A 19,592-nucleotide genomic window follows, 5' to 3' on the forward strand; every position below is an offset into this window, starting at 1 on the left:
TGCCGTCGTGGCGGTGATGTCCGGGGCGCGCCGTGGTCACGATGGATCCAGCGAATCGGTAACGAAAGCGTCGACCCCGGGCGCTACGTGTCGACGCGGACACCGACGAGCCGTTCCGGCAAGGGCCGCAGACGGGTGGGTCGGAGAGGTGCCGAAAGCCACTGGGGCCGTGGAACCTACCGCCATCGGATCGGGGATCCGCGGCGGCGTCGAGCGCGGGCAGCCCGTGGCTGGGCGTGCCGGGGTCGGCCGTGAACACCAGCAGCGTGTGCAGGTGGATGGGGTCCTGGTGGCGAACTCGGGGCCGGCGGCGAGCAACGCCTCGACCAGCTGCGACCCGGCACGCGCTAGCGTGGCGTCATGATCGACGGCCGGCTGTTCGTCACCGACGGTGGCATCGAGACCGACCTCGAGCACCGCCGCGGCGCGGTGTTGCGCGAGTTCGCGGCGTTCCCCCTGCTCGAGACGGCGTCGGGCCGGGAGCTGCTGGCGTCCTACTACGCCGACTACGCGGCGATCGCGCAGGACACCGGTCGTGGCCTGTTGCTCGAAAGTCCCACGTGGCGCGCCAATCCGGACTGGGGCCGGCTGCTCGGCTACTCGCAGGCCGATCTCGCGCGGCTCAACGGCGCGGCCGTCGAGTTCCTGGCAGAGATGCGACGCGACGTCGCCGGTACGGTCGGCGAGGTGCTGATCGGCGGCAGCATCGGACCTCGGCACGACGGTTACGCGCCGGAGACCGTCATGGCAGCCGACGTCGCCGAGGAGTACCACCGGCCGCAGCTCGCCGCGTTCGCCGCGGCAGGCGCCGACCTCGCGACGGCCTACACGCTGACCTACGTCGGCGAGGCGGTCGGCATCGTGCGGGCGGCCCGTGACGTCCGCCTGCCGATCGCGATCTCCTTCACGGTCGAGACCGACGGGCGGCTCGCGAGCGGCGTGACGCTCGAGGACGCCATCCGCGAGGTGGACACCCTGGCCGCACCCGACCACTACCTGGTGAACTGCGCCCACGCGAGCCACGTCGAGGCGGCGCTGCGGGAGCCGGGGGAGTGGACACGCCGGATCGCAGGCACCCGGGCCAACGCGGCGACCGCCGGTCACGACGAGTTGGACGCGGCCGTCGCGCGAGGCGACGGCGATCCCGCGGAATTCGCCGCCGCCCAACGTCGTCTGAGCGCGTTGCTGCCCGCCGCCACGATCGTCGGCGGGTGCTGCGGTACCGACGCCCGCCACGTCGCCGCGGCGGTGCGGGCCATCACGGAGGAGCGCCCCGCATGAGCCACGCCCACCCCGAGTCCCTCCCCACCGCCCACCCCGAGTCCCTCCCCACCGCCCGCCCCGAGTCCCTCCCCACCGCCCACCCCGACGTCGGCCTCGACGACGCCGACGTCCGCGTCACCACCTGGACCTTCGACGCCCCCGGGGACGCCACCGGACCACACGTCCACGAATACGACTACGTGGTGGTCCCCGTGACGGGTGGGCGCTTCACGGTCACCAACCGCGACGGGAGCGTGCGCGAGATGGTGCAAGAGGTCGCGAAGTCCTACCGCGGCACGGCCGGGACGGCCCACGACGTGCGGAACTCGTCGGACGGTCCGGCCATGTTCGTCGAGGTGGAGCTGAAGCGCTGACGTCGACCACGACCTGACTTCAACACTTTGTGGAGACGTCTTCAACAATCTGTTGTAGTGTCGCCCGCATCACACCTGGGAGGTCCTGATGCGATCACACGCGCGCACCCGTATCGCCGTCCTGCTCGGCGGTGTCCTACTGGCCGGCGTCACGGCGTGCGGAAACGGTCTCGGCGGCGACTCGGCGGACGCGCCGCCCGCCGCCGGTGGGGCGGCGTCGGCGATCCCCGACAACGCCGCGCTGATCGCCGGAATCCAGCCCGACGAGGCGCTCGTCGCCACGCTGCCGCCCACCACGGCGCAGTCCAAGACCGTCAACGTGGGGTCCAACGTGCAGTCGGCGCCCAACAACTTCTACGCCGCCGACGGCACCACCCCCATCGGATTCGAAGTGGACCTCGCCAAGGCCATCGGCGCCAAGCTCGGCGTCCAGATGGCCTACCAGGACATGGCCTTCGGCTCGCTGATCACCAGCCTGCAGTCGGGCCGCATCGACATGACGATGGCGGGCATGAACGACACCAAGGAGCGCCAGCAGCGGATCGACTTCGTCGACTACTTCTCCTCGGGCATCACGATCATGGTGCAGAAGGGCAACCCGGACGGAATCACCGGGCCAGATTCCCTGTGCGGCAAGAACGTCGCAGTGGTGCAGGGCACCAGCCACCAGACCTTCGCGGCGCGGCAGAGCGACGAGTGCGTTCGGCAGGGCAAGCCCGCCGTCACCGTGACCGCCACCGACAGTGACACCCAGAATCAAAACCAGCTGCGGACCGGCCGCGTCGCGGCCATCCTCAACGATCTGCCCAGCGCGGTGTACATCTCGCGAACCGCCAACGACGGCAACGCCTTCGAGGTGGTGCCCGGCGAGCCCATCGACGGCGGGCCCTACGGGATCGGCTTCGCCAAGACCAACGTCGCCCTGCGCGACGCGGTGCACCGAGCCCTCGGCGAACTGATGACCGACGGCACCTACCTGGAGATCCTGAAGAGCTGGGGGGTCGAACGCGGGGCGCTGCAGGACGCCGCGATCAATGGCGCCTGACCCGATGACCGCCGACCGCACCGGCGTCGAGCCGCTGCCCATCGTCCGGCTCCGACACTGGGGGCGGTGGGTCAGCGCAGTGCTCATCGTCGCGCTCGTCGTGGTACTCGTCGGCGCATTGGCAGGCGCCCGCATCGACTGGTCGGCGGTACCCGCCTTCGTGACGTACGACGTCATGCTCGTGGGCCTGCTCAACACCGTGGTGCTGGCCGTCATCGCGCAGGTGATCGCGATCGTCATCGGCATCGTGATCGCACTCGCCAGACGCAGCGCCAACCCCGTCGCGAGATGGTTTGCCGCGGGCTACATCTGGCTGTTTCGCGGGCTTCCGGTGCTGCTGCAGATCCTGATCTGGTACAACCTGGCGCTGGTCTTCCCCACGATCTCCATCCCGCTGCCGTTCGGCGGTTACCTGGTGAACGAGCCGACCAACGTGCTCGTCAGCGCCTTCACCGCCGCCCTGCTGGGTCTCGCGCTCAACGAGAGCGCCTACATGGCCGAGATCGTGCGCGCCGGTCTGGGCAGCGTGGACGCGGGCCAGACCGAAGCCGCCAAGTCCATCGGCATGGCGCCCGCGCTCACCCTGCGCCGGGTGGTCCTGCCGCAGGCGATGCGCGTCATCATCCCGCCCACCGGCAACGACTTCATCGACATGCTCAAGGGGACGTCGATCGCCTCGGTCATCGGCGTGACCGAGTTGCTGCATGCCGCCAACAACATCTCGTCCCACAATCTGCTGGTGATGGAAACCCTGTTCGCCGCGGCCATCTGGTACATGGTGGTGGTGAGTGTGGCCGGCGTGGGGCAGCACTATCTGGAACGCCGGTTCGGCGTCGCCGAACGCAGTGCCACGGCCAGGGCGGCCAAGGCGCTGCGCACGTTCCCGCTGACGAGAGGCGCCCGTGTCTGAACCGCTGCTCCGCGCCGTCGGCGTCCGGAAGAGCTACGGCCACCAGGAGATCCTCAAGGGCATCGACCTCGACGTGCACCGCGGCCAGGTGGTCTGCCTGCTGGGCCCGTCGGGCGCGGGCAAGAGCACGTTCCTGCGCTGTCTCAACCACCTCGAGACCGTCGACGCCGGACAGGTGTGGGTGGACGGCGAGCCCATGGGCTTCCGGTTGCGCAACCAGAAGCTCTACGAGCTGCGGGAGCGCGAGGTCGCGCGGCAGCGCAGGCACGTGGGCATGGTGTTCCAGCGCTTCAACCTCTTCGGTCACCGCACCGCCCTGGAGAACGTCGTCGAAGGTCCCATCCGGGTACTGGGCACGCCATCCGATCGGGCACGCCGCGAAGGCCTGGAACTGCTGGCCAAGGTGGGACTGGCCGACCGCGGCGACGCCTACCCCGCTCAGCTGTCGGGCGGCCAGCAGCAGCGCGTGGCGATCGCCCGGGCGCTGGCGATGAAGCCCAAGCTCATGCTGTTCGACGAGCCGACGTCGGCGCTGGACCCCGAACTCGTCGGCGAGGTGCTCGCGGTCATGCAGGCCCTGGCCGCCGACGGGATGACGATGGTGGTGGTGACCCACGAGATCGCCTTCGCCGCCGAGGCCGCCGACGAGGTGGTGTTCATGGCCGACGGGACCGTCGTGGAGACCGGCCCGCCCGAGACCGTCCTGAAGGCGCCCGAGCACGACCGCACGCGACAGTTCCTGGCGCGGGTACTCGCGTGAGGCCCCTCTCGCCGCGGTACTCGCTACAGTTCTCCGAACCCGACGGTTACCTCGACTTCGCCCGCTTCGGCCCCCCGTCGCACGCGGTACTGGACACCACCGCCCGACTGCTCGAGAAGGCGACGCGGGCGACGCCGTCGACGGTGGACGAACTCATGCGCGAGGAGACCCGTGCGAAGGCCGCCGCCGCCCGACTGTGCGGCAGCGACATCGACCACGTCGTGCTGCAGCCGCACACCAGCCTGGGGCTGATGCAGGCCGCGTTCAACACGGCGGCAGGAAGCACGGTGCTGGTGTCGGCAGCGGAGTTCCCGGCCAACACCTACCCGTGGGCCCGCGCCGAACGGGCCGGCAGGCTGACGGTGCGATGGCTGCCCGGTGGCCCCGTCACCGCCGACCGCTTGGCGGCCGCACTCACCGACGACGTCAGCGTGGTCGCGGTGAGCGCCGTCGACTACCGCACGGGTTACCGTGCCGATCTGGCCGCGCTGCGCGACGTCGTCGGCGACCGCTTGTTCGTGGTCGACGGCATCCAGGGCTTCGGCGTGATCGACGAGCCGTGGGAGGTCGCCGACGTGTTGGTGGTCGGCGGCCAGAAGTGGTTGCGTGCCGGCTGGGGAACGGGTTTCGCGACGTTGTCCGACCGGGCCCTGGAACGCATGACGCCCGTGCTGTCGGGATGGACCGGGGCCCGCGACCCCGGCTTGTTCGACGACGAGATCCACCCGCCGGACGACACGGCGGCGGCATGGTCGATCTCCAACCTCAGCCCCGTGACGTCGGGTGCGTTCGCCGCCGCGCTCGAACTGGTCGAAGAGACCGGCGTCGAGGCGATCGGGGCTCACGTCGCGGCCCGGGTCGAGGCGCTCGAGGAGGTGCTGCAGTCGCAGGGCGCGCACGTCGTGTCGGCGCGGGACCGGCGCGCGGGCATCCTCGCCTTCACCATGCCCGACCACGCGCCCGAACAGATCGGTGCCGCTCTGCACGCCGAGGGCATCGCGGCGACCGTGCGCCCGGAGCACGTGCGGCTGTCACCCCATGCGTCGACGTCGGCCGAGGTGGGTGGGCGGCTGCGGGCGGTGCTGGCGCGACTGACGGCACCCCCGCGACACGTCGTCTCGACGACCGCGGCCGCGGCCGAGCCGGCCACCCACGACGTGCTCGCGGCGCTGCTGCCCGCCGTGGAGGGGTTGGCGGCCATGCTGGGGCCCGGCAACGAGGTGCTGCTGCACGACCTGACGCGGCTACCCGACTCGATCGTGGCCATCGCAGGCGACCTCACCGGGAGGCCGGTGGGCGGCCCCATGACGGATCTGCTGCTCGGCCTGATCCGCCGGGGCACCACGCAGGACCTCGTCAACTACCGGACCAACAGCCCCGACGGTAGGCCGATCCGCTCCTCCACGTTGTTCCTGCGGAACGCCGACGGCACGGCCTTCGGCTGTCTCTGCGTCAACAGCGAACTGCCCGAGCATGTTTCGGCGGAAGCGCCGCGCCGCGACGAGAGCTTCCCGCCCGACGTGGACAGCCTGCAGCGGTTCCTGATCGACCGGGCGGTCGCGAAGGTGGGCGTCGACACGGCCAAGATGAAGAAGCACCACAAGGCGGCCGTGGTCAAGGAACTCGACGAGGCCGGGTTCTTCCTGATCCGTGACTCGGTGGACCACGTGGCGGGCAGGCTGGACGTGACCCGCTACACGATCTACAACTACCTCAGCGAGACGCGGGCCTGAGCCGGAACGCGCCTGGGGTCAGCGGAACCGCACGTGCATGGTCGCCAGCCCGAAGATCTTCTTGCCGCCCGACTTCGCGCCGATGATCAACACGCCGGAACGGGTGTCGGGGTCGAGAGACTTGACCCTACCGGTGAACTCGACGTCGGCGCCCTCGGCCGCGGGCACGACGACGGGCTGCGACAGCCGGATCGCGTAGCGGGTCACCGCACCGGGGTCGCCCGACCACGTCGACGCGAACCCCGCACCCAGGCCCATCGTCAGCATGCCGTGTGCGATCACGTCGGGCAGGCCCGCCAGCTTGGCGATGGCCTCGTCCCAGTGGATCGGGTTGGCATCGCCGGCCACGCCCGCATAGTTCACCAGGTCGCCGCGGGAGAGCCGGGTGTGGTGCACCGGGATCTCGTCACCCACCGCGACGTCGTCGAACGACGGCGTCCCCGGCGTCCGCGTGTGACCGCCGTCGGAGACCGTGATGGCCGTCGCCGGCCGCTCCTCCTTGCGGTAGTCGGCGTCGTTGCCGCCGATGTCGAGGATGTTCATGTCGTGCATCATGGCGCGCTGCACGGCGGCCTTGACCCCGGCGTCGATCTCCTCGCCGGTGACCCCGACGACGGTGGTGTGCAACGTGTGCACGCGCTCCCCGGCGGTGTCGGTGAAGGTGTTGGTGACCGTGATGAAGTCGCGGCCCGCGGTGCGGCGCACCGACGTCAGCTCGACGTCGATGACCAGCTCGTCACCGGCCACGATGGGGCGATGCTGCTCGAAGACCTCTTCGGTCTGGAGGTAGGTGTCGTAGCCCACGACGATCGACTCGAACATCCGGCGATTGCACTGCATGCCCGGCGTGGACGTGAAGGTCAACGGCGCGATGACGTCGGCGTAGCCCAGCTCGCGCGCCGCCGCGACGTCCCAGTGCGCGGGGTGGTAGTCCTGCACCGCGCGGGCGTACTCGCGCAGTTTCTCGCGGCCGACCAGATACGTGCCGTCCATCCGGTAGTAGTGCCCGACGCGGGCTTCTAGCGGTGACGTCTCAGCTGGTGCGTTCACCACAGCACACTAGCGCGGCCGCGATCAGCGTCGGCTCCGCGGTGCTCACCCCGAGGGGTTGGCCTACCGGCACCTGATCCTCGCGGGCCGCGTCTGACGCGATGAGTTCCGCGGCCCCCGCGGGTCAACCCGGCATGGGACTCATCGATCTGGAACTGTTCGCCACCCTCGACCTCGTGGGTCAGGCCCCCGGCGGCCCCGACGAAGACCCGATCGGGTTTCCGTTCGGGGGCTGGCAGGTGCCGCTGATGGACGAGGTCAGCGGCGCGCAGGTGGGCGCCGTCTACGAAGACACCGACGCCCTGCTGCTGGGTAGGCGCACCTACGAGATCTTCGCCGCCTACTGGCCGCACCAGAGCGGTGGCGAGGACGGGTCGATCGCCGACCTGTTCAACTCGATACCGAAGTACGTCGCCTCGCGCGGGCGCCCGGACCTGTCGTGGGCCGGATCCACGCAGCTGGGGCCCGACTTGGCGGCCGCGGTGCGCGAGATCCGCGACCGTCACCGGCGGGTGAAGGTGGTGGGCAGCCTCAACCTGGTGCAGTCGCTCTTGCGCGAAGGGCTGTACGACCGCATCGACCTGTGGCTGCACCCCGTGATCCTGGGCGTCGGCAAGTCGATCTTCGACGGCGGCGCGGTGCCCACGACCGTCGAGCTGCTTCGACCGCCCGAGGCGAGCCCGTCGGGCGTGGTGTATCTGCGCTACGGCCGTCGCGACGGCGCGCCGGTCACCGGGGACGTGGGCGCGTAGCCGCTCACGGCGCGTCGGGCACCTCCTGCGGCGCGGCGACCCAGGCGCTGAACACGGGCACACCGCGCCACGCCTGCGGCCCGGCATCGCGTGCCGCGCAGGCGAGCACGGCGTGAGGGCGGTTGAAGCGCAGCGTGATTCGACGTACCAGTACCTCGCGCTGCGGCCGCATGGACGTCGCCCGCACACCGACCGCGGTGACCGCGGCCGCCCGAAAACCGGTGCGGCCGTAGGTTGCGGTGGCGGTCTGGCGGGCAGCGAGTTCGACGGGCCGGTCCTGCGGCGCCGCGAAGTCCGCCAGCGTCGCCGCCACGACGTCCAGGCCGGGTGCGCCGATGAGGTCGTGGGTGCCGGTCATCGACCACGCAGGCACCAGGCTTTCCCACACGATCGCGGGTTCGCTCGCGGCGATCCGCGGCTCGTACCGTTCGACAACCGTCCAGGCGTGTCCGTCGGTGAGGCTCTCGGGCGCGACGAGGCGGGCCTCGCGACCGTCGCCGCGCAGCAGGGCCGCCACCTGGTGGGCGGCCCGGTCCACGTCGGGTGCGGGAACGTCGGGCGCGGCGGTGACGCTCAGCACCTCGAGCGCCGACGTGCTGCGCGGAGCGGCGACGGCCACCGGCCCGGCCGCCTCGGTGTCGGCGACGAGGTGGATGCCGTCCCGGAATCCGAGCGCGCGGTGCGCGGCGGTGCCGAACGGACCGCCCAATTCGGTGGTGACCGCCAGCGGGGCGTTCCAGGCGACGTCGGTCGCCAACGCCGAGGCGAGTACCAGCGGCGTCGCCGCGTCGAGTGGCAACGGGAACCGCTCGACGAGCCCGTACGTGTGACTGCGCGCCCACTCGTCGGCGCTGCGCTGATCGGGGATGGGTCCGCGCGCCACGGTCTCCGGCAGCGTCGCCGCCCAGTCGGCGAAGGCGGCACCCAGCCGGCGGTCCCACACCGCGCACGCGGCCGCGATCGCCGGGTGCGGGTCGGCGAGCAGACGCCTCGCTCTGTCCGCGGCATCGGCCGCGTCGGTACCGAGAACCGTTTCGAGATCCCGACGACGGGCTCCGGACGTGGCGGGCGCGGCCAGCGCCAGCAGCAGCCACGCGCCCAGCGGGGAACTCACGGCCTCGCCCGCTCGCGCGGAGGCGAGCACCACGGGGTTGAAGCGATCCGCGTACGCGGAGACCAGGTCGGCGACGCTGAGACCGGGCATGGTCGAAAAGCTACCCGCTGAACCCGATTCCACGGCGCTCTTCGCTCACGAGGTGGTGACGACCATTCCGTGGCCGCCGAGGGCCCATGCGGATTCGAAGGTGTCGATCGACACCGTCTCGCCCCTGGTCTGTTCGCCCGCGGTGTCGCCGAGATAGACCGCGTTCTGCGCGGTGTCGACCGCCGCGACGAACACCGTGTGATCGCTGTTCGACCGGTCGTCTCCGCTGTCGCGCAGAGTATCCGAGTTGATCTCCGCGAGCACCTCGTGACCGTTGCCCAGATAGCGCTTCAGCGCGTCCAGCCCCGTCGGCAGACCACCGTCGGCCTGCGCGGCGTCGTTGGTGTACTCGGCGGTGATTCCGTACCGCGCGAGCACCGTGACGATGTCGCGGGCGCACGTGCCGTGACCGGCGATACCGTCCTCGCCGGGGCTGTCGTCATAGGCGCTCTGGCCTTCGGAGCACCTGCTGGGGGTGGACTTCGCCACCCCGATGATGTCCTGCTCGTCCGGTGCCGCTCCGGTCACCTCGCCGACGATCATGCTCGCCGAGACCAGGCCACAGTCGTTCTGGGTCTGTAGTTGCCAGTGCCGATCGGCGGCCGCGGGATCGCCGAAGACGGGTCCGGCCGGCATGGGCTCGTCGGCGATCGGGTCGACGCTGCCCGCCGCGGGCGCCGCCGTCGCGGGCGGGGGATCCGACACCTCATCGGGGTCCTGGTCGACCGCGGGGACGGGACCCGACCCGCACGCGTAGACGTCCGGGGTTGCGGCTGCGCGAGTTTCGGGGGTTCCCGAGGGTTGATCGCCGGCTGCCGGGGCGTGTCCGCAGCCGGTGCCGGCGCAGCCGATGGCCAGGGCGGCGATGACGGCGCCGATGGCCCGTGGCGCACGTCGAATCGCGTTCATCGATGCGCCTCCTGCGACGGTCGTTGCGAGCGAAATCAAAATTATCACGGGCGTCAATGCCGAGCTGGAGGTGCGACCCGCCCGTCTCTGCCGGACCGGCCCCGATGCGGATGACGCGGCCCGGCCGCTTCCCCTCGGTTGGCGCCCCGCAGGCCGCCGCGACACCTATGCTGACGTACGCGTGAGGACGACCAGGTCGCGTCCGCAGACACCTGAGGACGGGTACAAGATGACGACCCCGGCATCGGCTGCCGACGATGCGCTGCCCGAATCCGTTGCCCACACCCGACAGATGGTGCTGGTGGTGGACGACGACGCGCGCCTACGAGACCTGCTGTGCACGGTACTGACCCCGCTGGACTGCGACATCGCGCAAGCCGCTTCCGGCGAGGAAGCGCTCACGGCGTTGCTGCAGCGCAGATTCGCCGTCATCGTGCTCGACATCAACATGCCCGGAATGGACGGCTTCGAGACCGCACAGCTGATTCGCGGCGTCGACGAGCTGTCGTCGACGCCGATCATCTTCCTCACCGGCCAGGCTGAGGCCGGTGACCTGCACCGCGGATACGACCTGGGGGCCGTCGACTTCCTGGTGAAGCCGGTGTCGCGGCAGGTGTTCTTCGCGAAGGTGAAAGCCCTTCTCGAACTGGACGATTCCTTTGCGCGACTGCGCGCCGAGGCGGCCCGGCTGCATGAGCAGCAACTGCAGGCCGCGCGCGCCGCGGAGGTGCGTCAGCGCGAGGAACTGGCCCTGACGCGACGCCGCGAGCGGCTCACCAACATCTTCGCCGAGGCCAGCATCGACCTCCCGTCGCTGGAGCGCAGCATCGTCGCTGAGCTGAGCCAGCTCTTCGACGCCGAGTGCGTGCTGCGGCTACCCACCCCCGACCACGGGTGGCACGACTCGCTGTCGCATTCCGAGTCCAGCCACGCCTCGGAGTTGCTGTTGGCGGTCATGTCCGATCCCACCGCCGAGGGCGTCCGCGCCGCCGTTCCCGCCGGGGCGGTGATGGTGCAGGAACTCACCGCCCGCAGTCAGCGGTTCGGCGTCGTCTGCGTCGGCCGACCCGACGGGCCGCCGTTCAGCGAGACCGAATCCGCACTGTTTCGCGGCGCCTCGGCGGCAGCCGCCCTGGCCATCTCGAACGCGACCCTCTACCGCGTGCAGGCCGAATACGCGGCGGTCATGCAGGCCACCGGCGATGCGATCCTCGCCGTCGACGTCTCGGGGGTGATCCGCAGCTGCAACAAGGCGGCCACCGCGCTGTTCAGCGCGGACAGCGACTCGCTGCTGGGCCGCCGCATCGTCGACCTCGCGGTGGCCGACGAGCGGCAGCGGATGGACGAGCAGCTCGACGTCACGCTGGCCACCCGGCAGGAGGTGTCCCTGGAGATGACGCTCGTGGCTCACGACGGGCGACACGTCGACGTCATGATCACGCTGTCGCCCATCGGCGAATCCGTCGACCTCCTGGTGGCGGTGGTGGTCCACGACCTGACGGAGATCAAGCGCGCGCAGACCGAGATCCGCCATCTCGCCAGCCACGACCCGCTCACCGACCTGGCCAACCGCAGACAGCTCTCCGACCGGCTGGCCCAGCTCGCCGGTGAGGGCAGCATCCGGGACGGGGACGGCCGCGTCGCGCTGCTGTACCTCGACGTCAACGAGTTCAAGACCGTCAACGACACCTACGGCCACGACACCGGCGACGAACTGCTTGTGGAGATCGCCGCACGGTTGCGGGCCGCGGTGGGTTCCGACACCCTGGTGTGCCGGGTGGGTGGTGACGAGTTCATCGTCGTCCTCGAGAACGTGGCGTCGGCCGAGGCCGCGGTGGCCGCCGGCAACCACGTCCTGGCGCACGTGCAGTCGCAGCCCGTGCATTGCAAGCATGCGACGCTGCGCCCGTCACTGAGCATGGGCATCTCGTGCCTGGGCGTCAGCGCCGGGTCGTCGGAGGAGTTGTTGAACCAGGCCGACCTGGCGATGTTCGAGGCGAAGAAGAACCGGCTGAACGAGGCGGTGCGGTACACCGAGCTGATCGGTTCGCGACAACAGGGCAGGGCGAACCTCCGCGTCGAGATGGCCCAGGCGATCGCACGCTCCGATCTGCGCATGGTGTACCAGCCGATCGTCGACGCGGCGACGGGCGCGGTGACCGCGTTCGAGGCCCTGGTGCGGTGGCGGCACGGGGACGAGGAGATCCCGGCAGACGAGATCGTGGCGTTGGCCGAGGACTCCGGCCAGGCGCCGATGCTGGGCCAGTGGATCCTCACCCGGAGCATGGCCGACTACGCCGCCCTCGGTCATCCCGAACTGCGGTTGCACGTGAACCTGTCGCCGGAGCAGGTCCTCGACGAGGGCTTCCTGGGCCACCTCGTCAGCACGCAGCACTCGTACCGCATCGCGCCCGAGAGCATCTGCCTGGAACTCACCGAACGCGCCTTCACCCGCGATCCGTCGCCGGCCCATGCGGCGCTGCGCGGGGCCAGCGAACGCGGGTTCGGCTTGGCCATAGACGATTTCGGCGTCGAACATGCCAGCATGTCCAACCTGCTGCACGTGCCCGTCGATTGGTTGAAGATCGACCGTTCGTTCGTCTCCGAGGTGCATCGCCACGATCGCGCACGACAACTCGTCCGCAGCCAGATCGCCGTCGCCGAGTGCATGCGGCTGGACGTGATCGCCGAGGGGGTCGAGGACCAGCGCCAGGCGCAGTGGCTGCTCGACGCGGGATGTTTTCTGCAACAGGGCTTCTTGTACGCCCGTCCGTTGGAGGCGGCCGAGCTGGCCGACTATCTGCACACCATGACGACGGTGGGGACCGACCGGCGACCGGCGGACGTGCCGGTCGAGATGGGAAATGGATGACGCTCGCGAAGAGACTCGGGATCCTGTGCGGATCCGCGCTGGTGGCCATCATCGCGACGGCGCTGATGTTCACGCTGCAGATGGATCGCACGTCGACCCTGTTCGATCAACGTGCGGCCGCCCGCAACGCCCAGATTGCCGCGCTGGACGTGGGCCTGGACGTGCAGACCTACACCGCGACCCTCAACCGGTTGCCGAACACCGGCGATGCCCGCGAGCGCGACCGACTGCTCGCGACGCTCGACGATCTCGGGCGGTCGATCGACGGCAGGCTGAACGCCGCAGCCGACGAGGACGGCAGGAACGGGCCGCAGTATCAGCAGGCGCTGGCCACGTGGAACGTCCTGCAGCGCGGTGGGGCGACGGCCTCGCCCGCCCGCTCCAACGAGGAGCTGGCCACGCTGGCCGGTCAGCTCCGCGAGATCGGCCAGGACGCGACGCGCGAGGCCGCCGCCGCCAACGACAGGGCAACCCGCGCGGTCGACACAAGCCACGTGATCGTCTGGGGCTTCGCTGCGGTGATCGTCGTGGGGTTGGGGCTGCTCCTGTGGTTCACCAGCCGGAACATCCACCGTGCGGTGACCACGGCTGCCGAGCGTGACGAACGGGCCCGGCGTTCCAAGGAGGCCCAGGCCGACCTGATGACCGAGGTACAGCGCGCCGAACACCTGACCGAGGCGTGTTCGCTGATCGTGTCCCGCACCGCGCGCGCGGTCGACGCCAAGCAGGGTGCGCTCTATCTCAAGCAACCCGACGACGCCGGCCGGTTCGCGCTCGTCGCCTCCTACGCCTTCCACCGCCGCAAGGACCTGCCCACCTCCTACGGGTTGGGCGACGGGCTGATCGGACAGTGCGCGCTCGAAGGGCAGCGCATCGAGATCGCCGGGGCGCCGTCGGACTTCGTCGAGATCGTCTCCGGTCTGGGCAAGACCGCGCCGGTGTCCCTCATCCTCATCCCCATCAAGTTCGAGTCCGAGGTGCTCGGCGTACTGGAACTCAGTGCGCTGCAACCGTTCTCGGACGACGACGTCGAGCTGCTGGAGAGCATCGCGCTGGGTGCCGGCGTGGCCGTCAGCGCCATCGAATCGACCCAGCAGACCCGCGAGCTGCTGCACCTCTCGCAGGCGCAGACCGAGGAACTGCGGACGCAGGAGGAAGAGCTGCGCGCGGCCAACGAGCAGCTGTCGCAACGCGAGGACATGCTCTCGGCGCAGAACGCCGAACTCGAGGAGACCACCGAGGAACTGCGCTCGCAGCAGGAGGAGTTGCGCGCCAGCTCGGAACGCCTGGAGACCCAGGCGAGTGCGCTCGAGGAGAAGAACGCCGAGCTGCGCCATCTGAGCGACTCGCTGGAGGTCAAGGCCGAGGAACTGGCGGTGTCCTCGCGCTACAAGTCGGAGTTCCTGGCCAACATGTCGCACGAACTGCGTACGCCGCTCAACAGCATCCTCATCCTGGCGGGTCTGCTCACCGATTCCGACGATCCCCTCACCGACAAGCAACACGAGTTCGCCGAGACCATCCAGCAGTCCGGCAAGGACCTGCTCAACCTCATCGACGAGGTCCTCGACCTGGCGAAGGTCGAGTCGGGATCCATGTACGTCGAACGTGATTCGATCGACACGGCCGAGCTGGTGACGTTCCTGGAGCGCACCTTCGGCCCCGTCGCGGCCGACAAGGGCCTGGACTACCAGGTGCTGGTCGACGACACCGCACCTCGCCAGATCGTCAGCGACTACACGCGGGTCAAGCAGATCGCCAAGAACCTCGTGGCCAACGCCCTGAAGTTCACCGACGGCGGATCGGTCACCGTCCGACTCTCCGCGGCCCAAGACACCCAGGGCACCCCCGGTACCGGCTATCTGGCCCTGGCCGTCACCGACACGGGTATCGGCATCGACCACAAGGACCACCACCTGATCTTCGAGTCGTTCCAGCAGGCCGCCCGCGGGGTCACGCGGCAGTACGGCGGCACCGGTCTGGGGCTGGCCATCAGCCGTGAGCTGTCTCGCCACCTCGGGGGCGACATCGCGCTGCGCAGTGCGCTCGGCGAGGGTTCGACGTTCACCTGCTACCTGCCGGTGGAGATGCCGTCCCGCGATTCCGATCGGGGCGCTGCGCAGACCGCTGTCGCCACACCCGCTGCGCGCGCTGTCGCGTCCCCCGACGCCGACGACCCGTCCGACCGCTTCGGAACGGTGGACATCTCGGAGGTCCGCTGGCCCGACGGCGACCGACCGGTGCTGCTGATCGTCGAGGACGACCCGACGTTCGCCAAGATGCTCGCCGCGCTCGCCACCGAGGCCGGCTTCGACTCCGTGGCCACCGCGAGCGGTCGAATGGCCCTGGCGCTGGCGAAGGAACGCCAGCCCGCCGCGATCACGCTCGACATCGGCCTGCCGGACATGGCGGGCTGGGTGGTGCTCGACGTCCTCAAGCACGATCTCGCGACGCGGCACATCCCGGTGAACGTGGTCTCCGGATCCGACGACGACGGCCGTGGCCGCCGCATGGGGGCCATCCACACGCTGCACAAGCCCGCCGACGTCGGCGAGTTGCGTTCGATGCTCAGCTCCACCGCGGACTTCCTGAAACCGGGACCGCGCAACGTCCTGGTGGCCGAGGACGACGCCAGCCAGCGCCAGGTGGTCAAGCACATGATCGAGAGCGACGACATCGCGATCACCTGTGTCGGTACCGGGGAGCAGGTCCTGGCCGAGCTGTCGGGGGAGACGACCTACGACTGCCTGGTCCTCGATCTCGGTCTGCCCGACATCGACGGCATCGACCTGATCGAGCGGATCAAGGACCAATTGCGACAGAAGAGCCTGCCGGTCATCGTGCACACCGGCCGCGAGCTGACGACCGTCGAGACCGAACGCCTCGAGGTGCTCGCGTCGGCCATCGTGCTCAAGAACGCGAAGTCCCCGGAGCGACTGCTCGACGAGACCGCCCTGTTCCTGCACCGCGTGGCCGACGACATGCCGGATTCGGCGCGGGAGATCCTGTCGAACCCGCGCCGCGTCGACGAGTCGCTCAAGGGCAACACCGTGCTGCTCGTCGACGACGACGTGCGCAACGTGTTCTCCCTCGGCAGCGCGCTGAAGCGGTACGGCATCACCGTGTTGCCCGCGCGCAACGGCCAACTCGGGCTCGAGATGCTCGCCGAACACCCGGAGGTCGGACTGGTGCTGATGGACATCATGATGCCCGTGATGGACGGGTACGAGGCCATGCGCCGCATCCGCGCGGAAGCGCAGTGGCGCAACCTGCCGATCGTCGCGCTGACCGCCAAGGCGATGAAGGGCGACCGTCAGAAGTGCCTGGACGCGGGGGCTTCGGACTACGTCACCAAGCCGGTGGACATGGACCAGCTCACCTCGGTGCTGCGGGTGTGGCTCGCCGGCCGGCCGCGCACGTCGCCGAGCCCGTCGGAGGGGTAGGCGATGGTCGCCGCGGACGACGCCGGACCCACCGCACAGCAGCAGGAGTTGGCGCGCATCGAGGCGGAGGCGTTCTTCTACACCGTGTTCGAATACCTCGGCTACGACTTCCGGCACTACAGCGACGCGTCGCGCAACCGGAGGCTGGACGCGTTCGTCGAGCGATACGCCCTCGGCACGATCTCCGAGGCGCAGGGGCGCGTGCTGCGGGATGCGCAGCTGTTGGCCGACTTCCTGTCGGCCATGACGGTCAACGTCACCGAGATGTTCCGAGATCCCCACGTGTTCGCCAAGATTCGCACGGAGATCGTGCCGAGGCTGGCGACGTACCCGCGGATCCGCATCTGGGTTGCCGGCTGCGCCACCGGAGAGGAGGCCTACTCCATGGCCATCCTGCTCGACGAGGCCGGTTTGCTGAGCCGCACCACGATCTACGCCACCGACATCGACAGCGACTCGCTGCGCACCGCCACCACCGCGATCTACCCGGCCGACGCGATGGTGCGGGCCACCCGCAACTATCAGGCCAGCGGGGGGCATCGACCGTTCTCCGACTGGTACGTCGCCAAGTACGACCGCTGCATCCTGAGCCAGGAGCTGCGCTCACGGGTCGAGTTCTTCTCGCACAACCTCGCGACGGACAGCACGTTCGGCGAGTTCAACCTCATCATGTGCCGCAACGTGTTCATCTACTTCGAGGACACCCTGCAGTCGCGCGTCGAGAACGTGTTCGCCGAAAGCCTCTCCCCGCTGGGCAATCTGGTGATCGGTCCCCGCGAGGCGCTGACCGACGCCGGGAGGCGATCCTTCACCGCGATCGACCGGCCGTCGGGAATCTACGTCCTTGCCGAGAGTCCGCGTGCCCGCGCCTAGCCTGGTGGTCATCGGGGGCAGCGCCGGGGGCATCAAGGCGCTGCGGGGCATCTTCCAGACGCTGCGGCGACCCGCCGAGACCGCGGTGTGCGTGGTGTTGCATCGGCCCCCGGACTTCTCGCCGCTGGCAGAGGTGTTGCAGAGCTACACGGCGATCCCCGTCGGCGAACCGCTGGACAGCCCGTGGGAGTGCGTGCCCGGCACGGTGACCATGGCCCCCGCCGGCTACCACCTGATCGTCGGCCCGGGCCGACGGCCGGCGTCGGCGCCGGCGACCCCCGTCACCCCGTCCGAGTCCGCCCCCGGGGTGCGCGCCCACCTCACCCTGGATGCCCCGGTGACCTACTCGCGGCCCTCCCTGGACGTCACGTTCACCAGCGCGGCCGTCTTCGGGTCCGCCGCCGTCGCGGTGCTGCTGTCGTGTGCCAACGTCGACGGTGCGGCCGGGTGCGCGGCGGTCAAGGCGGCCGGGGGACGCGTGGTGCTGCAGGATCCGGCGACCTGCGAGGCGGCCAGCGCCGTGAACGCCGCGATGCGCCGGGTCACCCCCGACCACGTGGGTGATCCCGTGGAGATCGGCACGTGGCTGACGCGTGCGACGATGGGTGCATGACTGCCACACTCGTCGCCAAGGACGTGGCGGGTGGCTTCGCCCACCGGACGCTGTTCTCCGGCGTCGACCTGACCGTTGCGCCCGGCGACGTGGTGGGCGTGGTGGGTGCCAACGGCGCCGGCAAGAGCACGCTGCTGCGGATCTTGGCCGGCGCCCTGCCGCCGCTGGCCGGGACGGTCACCGTCGCCCCCGCGGACGCGTTCGTCGGGTGGCTGCCGCAGGAGCACGAGCGGGTCCCGGGGGAGACGGTGGCGGGGTACATCGCGCGGCGAACCGGTTGTGCCGCAGCGACGGACGCCATGGAGGCCGCCGCAGCGGCGATGGCCGACGGTGACGACGCGGCCACCGATGCCTACTCGGTGGCGCTGGATCACTGGCTCGTCACCGGCGCCGCCGATCTGGAGGAGCGGTTGCCTGCCGTGCTCGCCGACCTCGGGTTGGACACCGCGACGATCCGCCCCGACGTCACCCCGATGACGGCGCTGTCGGGTGGCCAGGCGGCCCGCGTGGGGCTGGCGGCGCTCGTGCTGTCGCGTTTCGACGTGGTGCTCCTCGACGAACCGACCAACGACCTGGACCTCGACGGGCTGGCGCGGTTGGAGCGCTTCGTCGGCGACCTGCGTTCTGGCGTGGTGCTCGTGAGCCACGACCGGGAGTTCCTGTCGCGCTGCGTGACCCGGGTGCTGGAGCTGGATCTGGCGCAGCACACGACGACGGTGTTCGGCGGCGGGTACGAGAGCTACCTGGAGGAGCGCGAGGTCAATCGCCGGCACCGGCGCGAGCAGTACGAGGAGTTCGCCGACAAGAAGGCGGATCTGGTGGCGCGGGCTCGGATTCAGCGGGAGTGGTCCAGCCAGGGGGTGCGCAATGCGATGCGCAAGGCGCCGGACAACGACAAGAATCGCCGACGGGCGCAGACCGAGTCGAGCGAGAAGCAGGCGCAGAAGGTGCGCCAGATGGAGAGCCGCATCGCCCGCCTCGAGGAGGTCGAGGAACCGCGCAAGGAGTGGACGCTGCAGTTCACCATCGGGGCGGCGCCGCGGTCCAGCGCGGTGGTGGCCACTCTGGCGGAAGCCGTGGTGCGCCAGGGGGATTACGTGCTGGGTCCGGTCTCGCTGCAGGTGAACGCCGGTGAGCGCATCGGGATCACGGGGCCGAACGGGGCGGGCAAGTCGACGCTGTTGCGGCTGCTGCTGGGGCGCCGCGCGCCCGACGGGGGCCGTGCGAGTCTGGGTGCCAACGTGGCGATCGGCGAGATCGACCAGGCGCGAGGAGAATTCACCGGGCCGGAGCGGCTGGTCGACCGTTTCGAACGGCACGTGCCGGAGTGGCCCACCGCCGACGTGCGCACGTTGCTGGCGAAGTTCGGGCTGGGCGCCGACCACGTCGAGCGACCCGTCGACGACCTGTCGCCGGGGGAACGGACGCGGGCGGGTCTCGCCCTGCTGCAGGCCGTCGGCACCAACGTGCTGGTCCTGGACGAACCCACCAATCACCTGGATCTGCCGGCCATCGAGCAACTCGAGCAGGCTCTCGAGTCCTATGACGGCGCACTGCTGTTGGTGACCCACGACCGCCGCATGCTGCAGAACGTGCGGTTGGATCGCCGGTGGCTGGTCGACGCCGGGACGGTCACCGAGTCGTAGTGCGGCCTGCTCTAGAAGGGTGGCGGGTTGGCGTCGGCGATGGCTTCGTTGGTGGCGCGTTCGCGGGTGTGGCGGGTGGTGCGTTCGGCGGTGCGGGTGCGGCGGCGTAGGGGCATGCGGGTGGTGCAGTGATCGCGTCCTGGGG

The 19,592-nt window shown here is 70.1% G+C and carries 15 protein-coding genes; 12 read left to right on the plus strand and 3 right to left on the minus strand.

What is annotated here, in order from left to right; all coding sequences use genetic code 11:
• Positions 1–360: 360 nt before the first annotated feature.
• From AC30CM_RS13730 to AC30CM_RS13755, 6 genes are all read left to right on the plus strand, one after another.
• Complete coding sequence (locus AC30CM_RS13730; protein WP_490117435.1) at positions 361–1,281, plus strand: homocysteine S-methyltransferase family protein; 921 nt, start codon at positions 361–363, stop codon at positions 1,279–1,281.
• Positions 1,278–1,637 (plus strand): cupin domain-containing protein, encoded by a 360-nt coding sequence (locus AC30CM_RS13735; RefSeq protein ID WP_490117436.1) that lies wholly within the window; start codon positions 1,278–1,280, stop codon positions 1,635–1,637. Before AC30CM_RS13730 ends, AC30CM_RS13735 begins: the two co-directional genes overlap by 4 nt.
• Before the next feature lie 88 nt (positions 1,638–1,725).
• Complete coding sequence (locus AC30CM_RS13740) at positions 1,726–2,682, plus strand: ABC transporter substrate-binding protein (RefSeq protein WP_490117437.1); 957 nt, start codon at positions 1,726–1,728, stop codon at positions 2,680–2,682.
• Between the two features lie 4 nt (positions 2,683–2,686).
• Positions 2,687–3,592, plus strand: a complete 906-nt coding sequence (locus AC30CM_RS13745) for an amino acid ABC transporter permease (protein WP_490117438.1) — start codon at positions 2,687–2,689, stop codon at positions 3,590–3,592.
• Positions 3,585–4,352, plus strand: coding sequence for an amino acid ABC transporter ATP-binding protein (locus AC30CM_RS13750; RefSeq protein ID WP_490117439.1), 768 nt, complete (start codon positions 3,585–3,587; stop codon positions 4,350–4,352). The genes AC30CM_RS13745 and AC30CM_RS13750 overlap by 8 nt, the downstream gene beginning before the upstream one ends.
• Positions 4,349–6,085 (plus strand): aminotransferase class V-fold PLP-dependent enzyme, encoded by a 1,737-nt coding sequence (locus AC30CM_RS13755; protein ID WP_490117440.1) that lies wholly within the window; start codon positions 4,349–4,351, stop codon positions 6,083–6,085. Before AC30CM_RS13750 ends, AC30CM_RS13755 begins: the two co-directional genes overlap by 4 nt.
• An 18-nt stretch (positions 6,086–6,103) precedes the next feature.
• Here the strand turns inward: AC30CM_RS13755 and AC30CM_RS13760 are convergent, their stop codons facing one another.
• Positions 6,104–7,135: a fused (3R)-hydroxyacyl-ACP dehydratase subunits HadA/HadB gene (locus AC30CM_RS13760; RefSeq protein WP_490117441.1), complete on the minus strand. Its 1,032-nt coding sequence runs from the start codon at positions 7,133–7,135 to the stop codon at positions 6,104–6,106.
• Between the two features lie 134 nt (positions 7,136–7,269).
• On the opposite strand from AC30CM_RS13760, the gene AC30CM_RS13765 reads away from it, so the two are divergent.
• Positions 7,270–7,887, plus strand: coding sequence for a dihydrofolate reductase family protein (locus tag AC30CM_RS13765; protein WP_490117453.1), 618 nt, complete (start codon positions 7,270–7,272; stop codon positions 7,885–7,887).
• Between the two features lie 4 nt (positions 7,888–7,891).
• Here the strand turns inward: AC30CM_RS13765 and AC30CM_RS13770 are convergent, their stop codons facing one another.
• Together AC30CM_RS13770 and AC30CM_RS13775 are read right to left on the minus strand one after the other, a co-directional pair.
• Positions 7,892–9,091: a hypothetical protein gene (locus tag AC30CM_RS13770; RefSeq protein ID WP_490117442.1), complete on the minus strand. Its 1,200-nt coding sequence runs from the start codon at positions 9,089–9,091 to the stop codon at positions 7,892–7,894.
• A gap of 45 nt (positions 9,092–9,136) precedes the next feature.
• Positions 9,137–10,000: a C39 family peptidase gene (locus AC30CM_RS13775; protein ID WP_490117443.1), complete on the minus strand. Its 864-nt coding sequence runs from the start codon at positions 9,998–10,000 to the stop codon at positions 9,137–9,139.
• Between the two features lie 229 nt (positions 10,001–10,229).
• On the opposite strand from AC30CM_RS13775, the gene AC30CM_RS13780 reads away from it, so the two are divergent.
• Genes AC30CM_RS13780 through AC30CM_RS13800 form a run of 5 tightly spaced genes read left to right on the plus strand, consistent with a single transcriptional unit; the run spans position 10,230 to position 19,447 of the window.
• Positions 10,230–12,872 (plus strand): two-component system response regulator, encoded by a 2,643-nt coding sequence (locus tag AC30CM_RS13780; RefSeq protein ID WP_490117444.1) that lies wholly within the window; start codon positions 10,230–10,232, stop codon positions 12,870–12,872.
• Positions 12,869–16,315, plus strand: coding sequence for a response regulator (locus AC30CM_RS13785; protein ID WP_490117445.1), 3,447 nt, complete (start codon positions 12,869–12,871; stop codon positions 16,313–16,315). Before AC30CM_RS13780 ends, AC30CM_RS13785 begins: the two co-directional genes overlap by 4 nt.
• 3 nt (positions 16,316–16,318) lie before the next feature.
• Positions 16,319–17,188, plus strand: coding sequence for a CheR family methyltransferase (locus AC30CM_RS13790; RefSeq protein ID WP_490117446.1), 870 nt, complete (start codon positions 16,319–16,321; stop codon positions 17,186–17,188).
• Positions 17,175–17,801, plus strand: coding sequence for a chemotaxis protein CheB (locus AC30CM_RS13795; RefSeq protein ID WP_490117447.1), 627 nt, complete (start codon positions 17,175–17,177; stop codon positions 17,799–17,801). The genes AC30CM_RS13790 and AC30CM_RS13795 overlap by 14 nt, the downstream gene beginning before the upstream one ends.
• On the plus strand, positions 17,798–19,447 hold the full coding sequence (locus tag AC30CM_RS13800; protein ID WP_490117448.1) for an ABC-F family ATP-binding cassette domain-containing protein: 1,650 nt from the start codon (positions 17,798–17,800) through the stop codon (positions 19,445–19,447). Before AC30CM_RS13795 ends, AC30CM_RS13800 begins: the two co-directional genes overlap by 4 nt.
• The last annotated feature ends 145 nt before the right edge of the window (positions 19,448–19,592 follow it).

It is taken from the genome of Mycobacterium sp. DHQP2018-32-09, assembly GCF_058148405.1.

Coding starts and splice junctions, on each gene's coding strand:
- AC30CM_RS13770 (WP_490117442.1), bottom strand. CDS start 9,091: ATGCCCGGTCTCAGCGTCGCCGACCTGGTCTCCGCGTACGCGGATCGC.
- AC30CM_RS13740 (WP_490117437.1), top strand. CDS start 1,726: ATGCGATCACACGCGCGCACCCGTATCGCCGTCCTGCTCGGCGGTGTC.
- AC30CM_RS13730 (WP_490117435.1), top strand. CDS start 361: ATGATCGACGGCCGGCTGTTCGTCACCGACGGTGGCATCGAGACCGAC.
- AC30CM_RS13735 (WP_490117436.1), top strand. CDS start 1,278: ATGAGCCACGCCCACCCCGAGTCCCTCCCCACCGCCCACCCCGAGTCC.
- AC30CM_RS13800 (WP_490117448.1), top strand. CDS start 17,798: ATGACTGCCACACTCGTCGCCAAGGACGTGGCGGGTGGCTTCGCCCAC.
- AC30CM_RS13785 (WP_490117445.1), top strand. CDS start 12,869: ATGACGCTCGCGAAGAGACTCGGGATCCTGTGCGGATCCGCGCTGGTG.
- AC30CM_RS13745 (WP_490117438.1), top strand. CDS start 2,687: ATGACCGCCGACCGCACCGGCGTCGAGCCGCTGCCCATCGTCCGGCTC.
- AC30CM_RS13790 (WP_490117446.1), top strand. CDS start 16,319: ATGGTCGCCGCGGACGACGCCGGACCCACCGCACAGCAGCAGGAGTTG.
- AC30CM_RS13780 (WP_490117444.1), top strand. CDS start 10,230: ATGACGACCCCGGCATCGGCTGCCGACGATGCGCTGCCCGAATCCGTT.
- AC30CM_RS13775 (WP_490117443.1), bottom strand. CDS start 10,000: ATGAACGCGATTCGACGTGCGCCACGGGCCATCGGCGCCGTCATCGCC.
- AC30CM_RS13765 (WP_490117453.1), top strand. CDS start 7,270: ATGGGACTCATCGATCTGGAACTGTTCGCCACCCTCGACCTCGTGGGT.